This window comes from Massilia sp. S19_KUP03_FR1, assembly GCF_036688685.1.
Lineage (GTDB): Bacteria > Pseudomonadota > Gammaproteobacteria > Burkholderiales > Burkholderiaceae_D > JALYUM01.
The window spans coordinates 237,844-250,552 of sequence record NZ_JAQQPS010000006.1; the positions used below are offsets into that span (position 1 = coordinate 237,844).

The following is a 12,709-nucleotide window of genomic DNA, read 5'->3' on the forward strand; positions in this document are numbered from 1 at the left end:
AGCCGCCCGGCCTGCGCAATGTGCATTTCAGTGCGCAGAAAGCACCGCCTGTCGCAATCCTGACCCGTTAGACAACCCGCGTACTTATAGTTTCACCATGCGCGTGGAGCTCCATCTTTGCCCTAGACGGAGCACAGGCGCCCCGCCCTCCCAATAAGAAAAGACCATGAAACGCGAACCCATGCCCCAGCCCTTCGTCCTGAACCTGTCCACGCCTGCCGCGCCGCCGCAGCACAAGCGCCGCTGGCGCAAACCTGCCGCGGCGCTGCTGGTGCTGCTGCTGGCCGGCGGTGGCTGGGCCTATATGCAGGCCGGCGCCAAACCGGCCACCGCTGCGGCCGCAGCCAACGATAAGCCCAAGGCCCCGGTCTATGAACTGGCGGCCGGCGACGTCGCCACGATCGGTGCGCGCGCGCTGAGCATCAAGCTGCCCTTGTCGGGCTCCTTGATGCCGCTGACCCAGGCCACGGTCAAAGCCAAAGTATCCGGTGTTGTACTGGAAACGACGGTGCAGGAAGGCATGATCGTCGCCGCCGGCCAGGTCATCGCGCGCCTCGACGGCGCCGAGTTGCGCGCCCGCGCGGCCCAGCAACAAGCCGCGCTGGACGAAGCCAGCGCGCGCCTGGCGCTGGCCAAAAAGAACAATCTCAACAGCGAAGCATTGCTGCGCCAAAACTACATTTCCCGCAGCGCCTACGACACCACCCAGAACAGCGTCGAGCTGGCCGTGGCGTCGGTCGCAGCCGCCCAGGCCCAGCTGGACATGGCGCGCATCGCGCTGGCCGACACCACCCTCAGGGCGCCGCTGGCAGGCGTGGTCAGCAAGCGCTACGTGCAGGCCGGCGAAAAGCTGGCGCCCGACATGCCGGTCATGGCCATCGTCAACCTCAGCCAGCTGACCCTGGAAGCGCAGGTGCCGGCATCCGAAATTCCGCGCATCCGCGTGGGCCAGGACGTGCAGTTCAAGGTCGACGGCTTCGACCAGCGCGCCTTCCTGGGCAAGGTGGCGCGCATCAATCCGACCACGGAAGCCGGCTCGCGCGCCATGCTGGTGTATATCAGCGTGAACAATGCCGACGGCGCCCTGCGCGGCGGCATGTTTGCCAAAGGCCAGATCACCACCGAAAAAAACGCCCCGCGCCCGCTGTTGCCAATGGCGGCCCTGCGCAAGGATGGCACCCAGGATGTCGTCTACCGCGTCGAAAATGGCAGTATCAAGTCGCAGCCGGTGAAACTCGGTGTGCGCAACGAAGATGAGGCCCTGGTCGAAGTGCTCGACGGCCTGGCACCAGGGGCCATTGTGCTGGCCGCGCCGCTCGACGGCGTGAAACCCGGCAGCAAGGTGAAACTGCTGGCCGCACCAGTCGCGAAAGGCTGACACCATGTGGATCACCAAAGTCAGCATCAAGCATCCGGTATTTGCCACCATGGTCATGATTGGCATCATGGTTCTGGGCCTGTTTTCGTATAAATCGCTGGGCCTGGAAAGCATGCCGAACGTGGAGTTGCCGTACGGCTGGGTCGAAGTGCAGTATCCGGGCGCGTCGCCCGAGCAAGTGGAAAACGACATCACGCGCCCGCTTGAAGACGCCATCAACACGGTCAGCGGCATCAAGACCATCCGCAGCAATTCATGGGAAGGCCGCAGCGGCGTGTCGCTGGAATTTAATATCGGCACCAACATGGACAAGTCGATGCAGGAGTTGCGCGACAAGATCGCGCGCGTGCGTCCGGGCTTTCCGAAAGAAGCCAAGGAACCGTTCATCGTACGCATGGAAGGCGACAACCAGCAGCCGATCATTCAAATGAGCCTGCTCGCCGGCGCCCACACGCTGCGCGAACTCTCGACGCTCACCGAACAGGTCATCGTCAAGCGCCTGCAAGGCGTTGCCGGCGTGGGCGAAGTGCGCGTCAATGGCCGCACCAACCGCCAGGTGCTGGTCAACCTGAAGCCGGAACAGATGAACAGCCTCAAAATTGGCGTCGATGAAGTCATACGCGCCATTCAGGCCACGAATGCCAACCTGCCGGCCGGGAATGTCAGCCTGGGCGCCAGTGAACGCCTGGTGCGCGTCGAAGGCAAGATGAAACATGCGCGCGATTTCAACCGCATCATCGTCGCGCGCCGCGCCAGCGGCCCGGTCTACCTGAGCCAGGTGGCCGAGGTCATCGACGGCGAGCAGGAAGAGCTGTCCATTTCGCGCATCAATGGCCAGCGCGCCATTGCATTGGAAGTGACCAAAGTGCAGGACGCGAATACCGTGGAAGTAGGCACCGGCATCAAGCGCGTCGTCGCCGACCTGCAAAAGACCATGCCGGCCGACATCAAGCTGCGCATCATGGACGACCAGTCCGAGCGCGTCCAAAGCCAGCTCGACAACGTGAAGCACACCATCCTCGAAGGCGCGGCGCTGACCATGCTGATCGTGTTCCTGTTCCTGCACTCGTGGCGCAGCACCATCATCACCGGCCTGACCTTGCCGATTTCCGTCATGGCCAGTTTCGTCGCCATGAAACTGTTCGGTTTTACGCTGAACTTCCTGACGCTGATGGCACTCTCACTGTGCATTGGACTGCTCATCGACGACGCCATCGTGGTGCGTGAGAACATCGTCCGCCACCTGCACATGGGAAAAAATCACATCCGTGCCGCCTTTGACGGTACCAATGAAATCGGCCTGGCGGTGATGGCAACGACGTTCGCCATCGTCGCGGTGTTCGTCCCGATTGCATTCATGAAAGGCATGATCGGCCAGTTCTTCCTGCAGTTCGGCATCACGGTGGCGATGGCTGTGCTGGTGTCGCTGTTCGTCAGTTTTACGCTCGACCCGATGCTGTCGTCGGTCTGGCCCGACCCGGTCCAGGACCGCTTCAAGTATCTGCCATGGCTGGGACGCCTGATGGACCGTATCGAACTGGGCATCGACCGCGTGCACGGCTGGTATGCACGGGTTCTCGACCTGGCCCTGCGCTGGCGCAAGGTCACCCTGGCGTCGGCGTTCGCGTTGTTCGTTGGCAGCCTTGCGCTGATGCCGCTCATCGGCGGCGAAATGATGCCGCAGACCGACGACGGTTTTATCAATCTGCGTTTTAAAACGGCAGTCGGCTCCAGCCTCGATTACACCGACGGCAAGGTGCGCCAGATCGAAGCGGCGCTCAAGGAATTCAAGGAAATCGACAGCGTCAGCAGCATCGTGGGCACCAATGAAGGGCGCAACGTGGCCCAGGTCAACGTCAAACTCACCGATGTGAAGAAAACCCACCGCCGTTCCCAGCAGGACATGGAAAAAGCCATCCGCGAGCGGCTCGCGCCGATTGCCGGCATCACCATGTCGGTCGGGAACAAGCCGATTTTCATCGCCATCCTCGGCCGCGACGAAGCCAAGCTCGATTACGTGGCGCACAAGCTGATGGACAAGATGCGTGCCGTCAAAGGCCTGGCCGACCTGGAATACAGCCAGGAAGGCGCCAACCCCGCCACCATCGTCAAGATCAACAACGAACTAGCCAGCGACCTGGGCCTGTCGGTGCAGCAGGTCGGCGCGGCGCTGCGGCCATTTGTCGCAGGCGACCAGGTCGGGCGCTGGCTGGCGCCGGACGGCCAGAACTACGACGTGAATGTGCAATTGCCCAAATCGGGCCGGCGCAAGATTGCCGACCTGGCCGAGTTGTCGCTGGCGTCCAGCAAGCTCGATGAAGCCGGCAACCCGATCATGGTGCCGCTGCGCCAGGTGGTCGAGTTCGTCCCGTCCACCAGCCCGCAGGTGCTCAAGCGCCAGGCGCTGGAACGCCGGGTGGCCATTTACGCCGGGGTCGAGGGCCGTCCGGCCGGCGACGTCGATGACGACGTCCAAAAGCTCATGAAAGCAATCGACTTGCCCGATGGCGTGCGCTTCGATGTCGGCGGCAACGCGCAGCAAATGGCTGAAACCATGGGCGGCTTCCTGGCGGCCATTGCGATTGCCATCATCTTTATTTACCTGGTGCTGGCGTCGCAGTTCGGCAGCTTTCTGCAACCGATCGCCATCATGGTGTCGCTGCCGCTGTCGATGATCGGCGTGCTGATCGCGCTGCTGGTCACGCACACCACGCTGAACATCTTTTCCGTCATCGGCATCGTCATGCTGATGGGCCTGGTGACCAAGAACGCCATCTTGCTGGTCGATTTTACCAACCACGGCCAGCGCGAAGGCAAGTCGCAGTTCGACGCCATCATGGATGCAGGCCAGGTGCGGCTGCGCCCCATCCTGATGACCACGCTGGCGATGATTTTCGGGATGCTGCCGATGGCCATCGGCATGGGCGACGGCGGCGAAACGCAGGCGCCGATGGGCCGCGCGGTGATCGGCGGGGTGATTACCTCAACACTGCTGACCCTGGTGGTGGTGCCAGTCGCATACACCTACCTCGACAACCTGGGCAAGCGCGCAACGCGCTGGTTCAAGGGTAAGGAGCATGATGCGGGGCATGCGGAGGCGTTGGCGGAGCTGGCGTAAGCCAAACAGCTTGAACGAGCAAGGGGCGAGGTTTAACGTCAGCACTGCTCATCAATAAAAAAACCCGGCTCAGGCCGGGTTTTCTTGTGCTGGGGTCGCGTCGGAGGCGGGTTCAGCGTCTGCTTCTTCCGTACCGTCATCCTCATTCACGCTGCCATCAGGATTGGTTTTTGCTTCAAGCTTGCGGCGGGCTTTTTCGTCCGCTTTTTTCTTCTTTTCCAATTCGCGCTGTCTCTTTTCGTACTGGAAATTTGTTTTTGCCATGGGTCACCTCGGTATGGAAAGGGATGCTACCACGCCATTATGACGCACTTGGCCAATCTGCATTTGATGCAATGCGAATTAGCCCCGCGGATGGTGGGCTGCGTGCAGGTTTTTCAGGCGCTCGCGCGCCACATGTGTGTAAATTTGGGTGGTGGAAATATCGGCATGGCCCAGCAGCAGTTGTACCACGCGCAGGTCGGCACCGTGGTTCAGCAAATGCGTCGCGAAGGCATGGCGCAAGGTGTGCGGCGACAGCGGCCCGGTAATCCCGGCGCGCGCCGCATGTTTTTTGACCAGTATCCAGAACATCTGGCGCGTCATGGGGCCCCCGCGCCCGGTGACAAACAGCGCATCATCCATCTGGCCGTTCAGGATGACCGCCCGCGCCTCCTTGACGTAGCGCTCGATCCAGGTCCGGGCCGGCGCGCCGAATGGCACCAGGCGCGTCTTGGCGCCCTTGCCGGTAATCCGGACCACGCCATCGTTCAAGCTCAATTCGACAATTTTCAGGTCCACCAGTTCCGACACGCGCAGGCCGCTGGCGTACATTAATTCGAGCATCGTGCGCTCGCGCAAACCCAATGGCGTGTTCACGTCGGGCGCTTCGAGCAAGGCTTCCACCTGCGCCTCGGTCAGCGTGTGCACCATCCGGGTCGCTTGTTTGGCGCTGGGCAAGCGCAAGCAGGGGTCGCTTGCAACCTGGTGCTGACGCAGTGCCAATTGATAAAAGCGCCGCAGCACCGACAGGCGCCGGTTGGCCGAGCTCGGTTTCGATTCAGCGTGACGGGCGGCAAAATAGGCGCCGATATCGCCCGCCTCCACGGCATGCAGGCTGGCGCGCTCCGGCACCTTCAATTCCAGCCACTGGACGAAGCCGCGCAGGTCGCGCCGATAAGCGTCGAGCGAGTTTTTCGACAAGCCATGCTCCAGCCACATGCCGTCGCAAAAGGCGTCGATCAGGGCCAGATTGCTTGTTGTTGCCATGGGGATGCGCTGGCGCCTTCGTGGCGCAGCAGCCAGCGTTTGACCGATAAGTGGAAACCGTGTTCGTCGGCATGGTTGGCAAAGCCGCCCAGTCCGCCGGCGGCCGTGACACGGTGGCAGGGAATCACCAGCGGGAACCAGTTCGCACCGCACGCCTGCCCCACCGCACGCGGGGCCGAGCCGATCTCGCGCGCCACCTGGCCATAGGTGCGCACGGTGCCGCGCGCGATCGCGCTGATCGCCGCCCAGACGCGTTGCTGGTAGGCGCTACCGGCTGGCATCAATGGCAGGCTGAAGACGAAATCGGGGTCGGCGAAATACTGCGTGACCTGGCGCGCTGTCAGCTCGGCGGCCGCGTCCAGCGCATCCTTTTCGGCAAAGCGCGGCGGCAAATACACCAGCTCGCGCACGCTGCCCGCCTCCCTGCGGATGCCCACCGAACCGAATGGTGCCGCGATGATCGCGCTGAAGAGTTCGCTGCCTTGTTGTGGATGCATGGTGCCAGTTTACTGCGTCGGCACAGCCTTTGCGCGAAAATCTCGGAAGTGCACCAATTTGGGGCATTGGAAGTACGCGCATCCCGATGCACAAGGTAAATGCGCGAAAAAAAAGCGCACCATGCGGTGCGCTCCAATTTGCCACGTTTTCGGCTGCTTGGCAGTGCCAGCAACATTCTATAAAACGTGAGTCTCCTCAATGTATCTACGGTATTAACTACCGTGTTCTTGTCGCTCCCCAAAACCGTATGCTGTCTTGCCTCGCACCTTATCAGTGCTTGGCAAGTGCCCCATCATAACGCATCTGCTGGGGCTGAATGTAGCTTTTCGGACACGTTTAGCAAATATTTCAACTCTAAAGCATCTTTTACAACGATTGCTGTGGAAGCGGCAAGCCGGGAGGCGATGTGGCTATGCACATGGCATTCACATGGCGCCGATTACTTTGCCGCCTTGACCACTGACTGGAAAAACTCTTTGCCAATCTTGGCTTCCATCTCTTGCTGGACAGGCAACATCGCCTTGCGGAATGCGGCCGACTCAGCGGCGGTCGGCGTATAAATCGTGGTTTTCCCGGCTTTTTTGATGGCATCCAGCGACCTGTCGTTGTCCACTTGGGAAATCGCCTTTTCGTACATCGTGGCATCTTTCAGCGCAATTTCGATCTGGGTGCGGATATCGGCTGGCAGGCCATCCCAGAATTTTCTGTTGACGATGACCGCGTAGCCGATATAACCATGATCGGTGATGGTCATGTGACTTTGTACTTCATGCACTTTTTGCGAGTAGATATTCGATGGCGTATTCTCGCTACCGTCCACGGCGCCCGTCTTCATTGCCTGGTACACCTCGGAGAACGCCAGCGGCAGCGGATTGGCGCCCAGCGCGCGCATTTGGGCGTCCAGCACTTTCGACGACTGGATCCGCATCTTGAGACCCTTGAAATCAGTCGTCGCATGAATCGGCCGGTTGGCCGACATGATCTTGAAGCCGTTGTCCCAATACGCCAGGCCGAGGAAGCCTTTGGTGTCGAGTTTCTGCAACAAACTGGCGCCGATCGGTCCTTCGATGACGTTGGACAATGACTGCTTGGTGGGGAACATGTACGGGACGTCGAAGATTTCGAATTCCTTCACGCCGAGTGGACCGAATTTGGCCAGCGAGGGCGCCAGGATCTGTACCGAACCCGCCTGCAAGGCCTCCAATTCATCCTTGTCCTTGTACAGCGTGCTGTTCGGGTAGACTTCAACCCGTACCCGCCCTTTGGTCAATTTTTCCGCCGTCGCCTTGAAACGCTCGGCAGCCTGGCCCTTCGGCGTATCCATCGCGACAACGTGGCTGAACTTGATGACGATCGTTGTATCTGCGGCGGCGCGCTTCTCGGCAGCAACAGCGCTAAAGCTGGCAACAACGGCCAGCGCGGCGGCCAGGTGCTTGATTTGCATGGTGTTCCTTGTGATGGTGGGGAGAATGGCGATTCTTGACGATCGATCAGTGTCTGCTACATGTTTCCACGCGGATACTGTGAAAAACCACAATAGCGTTTAGCTTAAAATAATTCAACTTTGTTGCAATGAAATTTCCCTTTATTGACACACTTGAGGAGCGCAGCCTCCAACTCAATCCCGCCCAGCCGGCACGGCGCTGGCGCTGGCTGCTGCCGGTCCTGCTGGTGCTGTTATTCCTGGCGGTCCTGCTCTGGCTGCCGTGGCAAGCGCGCGAAATGGAAGCCAATGAGCGCCAGGAGCAGTTGATCGCCGATACGCTCTGGGTCGAACAGACGCTGCGCTTCGAGCTGGCGCGTGACGAGGAAGCGCTGGCCAGCCTTGGGGCCGACCTGGTGATTTCTGCGCCTGCCGCGCCCGCGCTCCAGGCCCGCCTGGCACAGATGTTCAAGAATGGACACGAACTGAGCCGCGTCCTGTGGCTGGACGCGGAGGGCACCACCCTCGCCACCCGCGGCGTCGAGGCCGCGGACACCACGCTGACGGCGGCCTCCTTGATGGCCGGCGACAATGCGCGCCGGACACGCAGCGGCCGCTACAGCGATCCCTACCGGGCTGGCGGCGCCGCCACGATCGATTATCACCTGCCGTTGTTCCGCAACAGCGTCTATGTCGGCAGCCTGGTCGCCAAGTTCAATCTCAAAGTGTTGCTCGACGAAACAGTCCCATGGTGGTTCGCGCACGACAACGCCCTGAGCATCCTGGACCGCGACGAACGTCCATTGGCCCAGCGCACCGATGGCGGCTCGGGCCGCGGCGTGTATACCCACAAGCACGCGCTCGACCTGCCCGGTGCGATGGTCGAGCTGGCCACTGATTCGGTCAAGGGTGCGCCGCGACTGCTGCCGAATTTACTGGTCGGTTCGGTCATTGCGCTGGCGCTGGGTTTACTGGTGTCGCTGGCCACCCTGTGGCGCCATATTGCGCGCACGCTGGCAGCCGAAGGCGCGCTGCGCCAGCAGATGGCGTTTCGCACGGCCATGGAAAATTCGCTGGTCACGGGCTTGCGCGCGCGCGATCTGGAAGGCCGCGTCACCTACGTCAATCCGGCATTCTGCGAGATGGTGGGCTTGCCGCCCGACGAGCTGCTGGGCAAGGTACCTCCGATGCCCTATTGGGCGCCGGAAGCCATGGCCGAATACGAGCAGCGCTTCGCGAACGTGTTGGCCGGCAATATCACGCCCCAGTTCGAAACCGTGTTCCAGCATTCGAGCGGCCGGCGGGTACCGGTGCTGGTCTTCGAGGCGCCGCTGGTCGATAGCAACGGTAAACAGACCGGCTGGATGAGTTCGATTCTCGACATTTCCGACCGCAAAAAGGCCGAAGACCTGAACCGGCGTCAGGAAGAAAAGCTGCAGCAAGGCGCGCGCCTGGCCACGATGGGAGAAATTTCATCGATGCTGGCCCATGAACTGAACCAGCCGCTGGCGGCCATTTCCAGCTACACGGCCGGCGCCCTGAACGTGCTCGGGCGCGCGGTCGACAGCGGCAGCGCAGTCGACGCCCTGCTGCTGCAGCGCGCCCTCGAACAGGCCAGCACCCAGGCCCAGCGGGCCGGGCAGATCATCAAGAGCGTGCACGAATTCGTGCGCAAGCGCGAACCGGAGCGCAAGGAAGTGGCGATGCCCAGCGTGATCGAAGGCATCCGCGCACTGATCGACCTGCAGGCGCGCCAGGCCTTCGTGTCGGTGAAAGTCCATCTGCCGCCAGACTTGCCGCCAGTGCACGCCGACCGCATCCTGCTCGAACAGGTGTTGCTGAACCTCACCCGCAACGCCATCGAGGCGATGGCGCAGATTGCCCCCGAGCGGCGCGTGCTGCGCATCGTTGCCGAAAGCAGCCAGGGACACGTGGCCGTGTCCGTTATCGACCACGGCCACGGCATTCCACCGGACGTGGCCGAACGGCTGTTTTCACCGTTCTTTTCGACCAAGGCCGAAGGTATGGGCATGGGTCTGTCGATTTGCCGCACCGCCATCGAGTTTCATGGCGGCACGCTGACCCACACCGGCAATCCTGGGGGCGGCACCGTGTTCACGTTCACGCTGCCTCAGCAGGCCGAGGCCTTGGCCTGAGCAGGAAAATTAATTGGCGACCTTGCTGATCGACATCAACAAATCCTTGCCGATGCGGTTTTCCACCTGCAGCTGGACCGGCGCCAGCGTCTTGCGGAAAGCGGCGTCCTCGGCCGCGGTCGGCACATAGATCGTGGTTTTGCCGGCTTTCTTCATGCCATCGATCGAGCGGTCGTTGTCCACCTGGGACATGGCCTTCTGGTACGCGGTGGCTTCACGCAGCGCCACGTCCAGCTGGGCGCGGATATCAGCCGGCAAGCCATCCCAGAATTTTTTATTGACCACGATGGCGTAACCCATATACGCGTGATTGGTCACAGTCACGTGCTTTTGCACCTGGTGCATATTCTGGGTGTACATATTCGAAGGCGGGTTGTCGGCGCCGTCGATCGCGCCGGACTTCATGCCCGGGTACACGTCCGCGAAGTTGGTCACCAGCGGCGTCGCACCCAGCGCACGGGTCTGGGCGTCGAGCACTTTCGAGGCCGACTGGACCCGCATTTTCAGGCCCTTGAAGTCGGCCACGGTATGCAGCGGCTTGTTGGCCGACATTACCTTGAAACCATTGTCCCAGTATGCCAGCCCGAGAATACCCTTCGGCTCGAGCTTGGCCAGCAAGCTTTTGCCGATCGGGCCATCGGTGACCTTGTACAACGCTTCCTTGGTCGGAAACAGGTAGGGCAATTCGAACAATTCGAATTCGGTGACGCCGAACGGGCCAAGCTTGCCCAGCGACGGGGCCAGCATTTGCACCTTGTCGTCCTGCAAGGCTTCCAGCTCATCCTTGTCTTTATACAAGGAACTGTTCGCGTAGACTTCCACGCGTACACGCCCTTTGGTCAACTTTTCGGCGCGCGTTTTGAACAGTTCGGCAGCCTGGCCCTTGGGCGTTTCCATCGACACGACGTGGCTGAATTTGATGACGATCGGGCCGCTGCCAGGGGCTTGGGCGAGGGCTGGGGCGCTAAGGGCTGCAACCAGGGCTGCGGCCAGGAATTTGATGTGCATGGGGGAAAGGTGGCAAGTAATGTGAAATGGCGGAGGACGATAACGGCCAGTTTGTCACACATATTGCTTTGGGGCAAATATGAAAAGCCACACTTGTTGCGTTGCGCTCGCTAGAATATATATCTTGCAAGAGGAAAGAGAAGCCGATGCTGCACATAGTCGACGACGAAGACGTGATTCGCGATGCCCTGGCCTGGCTGGCCCAGTCGCGCGGTATTGCCGCGCGCGGCTACAAGGGCGGAGAAGCGTTCCTCGATGGCATCGAAACGCGCATCGACATCGCCGGCGACTGCGTCTTGCTCGACGTGCGCATGCCGGGCATGAACGGTGTGGCCGTGTTCGACCAGCTGGTGGCGCGCGGTTTGCTGGCGCGCATGCCAGTGATTTTCCTCACTGGCCACGGCGACGTGCCGATGGCGGTCGATTCGCTGAAACGCGGCGCCTTCGATTTTTTTGAAAAACCGTTCAACGACAACCAGCTGATCGACCGCGTCGAGCAAGCCATGACCGCCTCGCGGACGGCGCACGCGGCGGCCGAAGTGCAGCTGCGGCTGGCCTCTCTGTCGGCCCGCGAGCGCGAAGTGCTCGATCTGATTTTGGCCGGCAAGATGAACAAAGTCGTCGCCGACAAGCTGGGCATCAGCATGCGCACCGTGGAAGTGCACCGCGCCCACATTTTCGACAAGATGCAGGTCAAGACCGCAGTCGAACTGGCGGGCTTGCTGAAATAAACGTGCCTGCTTATTTAGCGGTTTTGTTGATCGAATCGATCAAACCCTTACCAACCCGGGCTTCCATTTGTTGCTGGACTGGCAGCATTGCCTTGCGGAATGCGGCGTCCTCGGCGGCAGTCGGGGTATACAGGGTGGTCTTCCCGGCTTTCTTCATCGCATCGGTCGAGCGATCATTGTCCAGCCCTGCGATGACTTTCTCGTAGTTGGTGGCGTCGCGCAAGGCGGTCACCAGCATATCGCGGATATCGGCGGGCAAGCCGTCCCAGAATTTTTTGTTGGCGACCACGGCGTAACCCGCATAGGCGTGGTTGGTGTACGTCACGTTCTTTTGCACCAGGTCCATCTTCTGCGTGTAGACATTCGAGGGCGCGTTTTCCGAGCCATCGATGGTGCCGCTTTTCATGCCCGCATAGCTTTCCGTAAAGTTCATCTTGACGGGTGTGGCGCCGAGGGCGAGAAACTGGGCATCGATCACTTTCGAGGCCTGAGCACGCATCTTCTGGCCTTTGAAATCGGCCGGGGTACGGATCGGCTTGTTGGACGTCATGACCTTGAAGCCATTGTCCCAATACGCCAGGCCGACGATGCCCTTGTCTTCGAGTCTTGCCAGCATGCCTTTGCCGATCGGTCCTTCGGTGACGGCATACAAGGATTCCTTGTTTTTGAAGATATACGGCATATCGAATACTTCAAAATCCGTGACGCCGATCGGGCCAAACGTGGCCAGCGAGGGCGCCAGCATCTGGACCGTGTTGGCCTGCAAGGCTTTCAGTTCTTCATCACCCTTGACAAGGGTACTCATTGGATACACCTCGACCCGCACGCGGCCCTTGGTCAATTTTTCAGCCGTCGCCTTGAAGCGCTCGGCCGCTTGTCCTTTTGGTGCATCCATCGACACCACGTGGCTGAACTTGATGACGATCACCGGCGGCGGGGTATCGGCAGCGGCGTTAAAGCTGACGAAAGTCGCCAAAGCGGCGAACAAAAATTTATTATACATAATTGTTTTTAAATAAAAGTTTTAAAGATGGGTGGCGCGAATTGTTTACAAGTGTCGCATGCTAATTTCCACCAGGCAATCTTAATGTGATTATTCACATAAAAACTTGTAACAAAAAAACTCGCTGTATTACGGAGATTCGGACG

General features: G+C 60.5%; 10 protein-coding genes. 4 read left to right on the top strand and 6 right to left on the bottom strand.

Annotated features, from left to right (window positions below; translation table 11 throughout):
- Positions 1-166 precede the first annotated feature (166 nt).
- Complete coding sequence (locus V6M87_RS08925) at positions 167-1,378, top strand: efflux RND transporter periplasmic adaptor subunit (protein ID WP_332876262.1); 1,212 nt, start codon at positions 167-169, stop codon at positions 1,376-1,378.
- Between the two features lie 4 nt (positions 1,379-1,382).
- Entirely contained in the window at positions 1,383-4,496 is a 3,114-nt protein-coding gene (locus V6M87_RS08930) for an efflux RND transporter permease subunit (protein ID WP_332876263.1), read from the top strand.
- A 69-nt stretch (positions 4,497-4,565) separates the two neighbouring features.
- On the opposite strand, the gene V6M87_RS08935 is transcribed toward V6M87_RS08930, so the two are convergent.
- The 4 genes from V6M87_RS08935 to V6M87_RS08950 form a co-directional block, all read right to left on the bottom strand.
- Positions 4,566-4,760 (bottom strand): hypothetical protein, encoded by a 195-nt coding sequence (locus V6M87_RS08935; RefSeq protein ID WP_332876264.1) that lies wholly within the window; start codon positions 4,758-4,760, stop codon positions 4,566-4,568.
- 78 nt (positions 4,761-4,838) lie between these two features.
- A complete protein-coding gene (xerD, locus tag V6M87_RS08940) occupies positions 4,839-5,744 on the bottom strand; it encodes a site-specific tyrosine recombinase XerD (protein WP_332876265.1) in 906 nt (301 codons plus the stop codon).
- Positions 5,717-6,241, bottom strand: coding sequence for a methylated-DNA--[protein]-cysteine S-methyltransferase (locus V6M87_RS08945; protein ID WP_332876266.1), 525 nt, complete (start codon positions 6,239-6,241; stop codon positions 5,717-5,719). Before V6M87_RS08945 ends, xerD begins: the two co-directional genes overlap by 28 nt.
- Positions 6,242-6,681: 440 nt before the next feature.
- Positions 6,682-7,686, bottom strand: a complete 1,005-nt coding sequence (locus V6M87_RS08950) for a TRAP transporter substrate-binding protein (protein ID WP_332876267.1) — start codon at positions 7,684-7,686, stop codon at positions 6,682-6,684.
- A 128-nt stretch (positions 7,687-7,814) separates the two neighbouring features.
- Here V6M87_RS08950 and V6M87_RS08955 point away from each other — a divergent pair, with 128 nt between their 5' ends.
- Positions 7,815-9,821: a two-component system sensor histidine kinase NtrB gene (locus tag V6M87_RS08955; protein ID WP_332876268.1), complete on the top strand. Its 2,007-nt coding sequence runs from the start codon at positions 7,815-7,817 to the stop codon at positions 9,819-9,821.
- Positions 9,822-9,830: 9 nt separating this feature from the next.
- Here the strand turns inward: V6M87_RS08955 and V6M87_RS08960 are convergent, their stop codons facing one another.
- Positions 9,831-10,829: a DctP family TRAP transporter solute-binding subunit gene (locus tag V6M87_RS08960; protein ID WP_332876269.1), complete on the bottom strand. Its 999-nt coding sequence runs from the start codon at positions 10,827-10,829 to the stop codon at positions 9,831-9,833.
- Between the two features lie 146 nt (positions 10,830-10,975).
- On the opposite strand from V6M87_RS08960, the gene V6M87_RS08965 reads away from it, so the two are divergent.
- Positions 10,976-11,560, top strand: coding sequence for a response regulator transcription factor (locus V6M87_RS08965; RefSeq protein ID WP_332876270.1), 585 nt, complete (start codon positions 10,976-10,978; stop codon positions 11,558-11,560).
- A gap of 10 nt (positions 11,561-11,570) precedes the next feature.
- Here the strand turns inward: V6M87_RS08965 and V6M87_RS08970 are convergent, their stop codons facing one another.
- Positions 11,571-12,563, bottom strand: coding sequence for a DctP family TRAP transporter solute-binding subunit (locus V6M87_RS08970; RefSeq protein ID WP_332876271.1), 993 nt, complete (start codon positions 12,561-12,563; stop codon positions 11,571-11,573).
- Positions 12,564-12,709 lie beyond the last annotated feature (146 nt).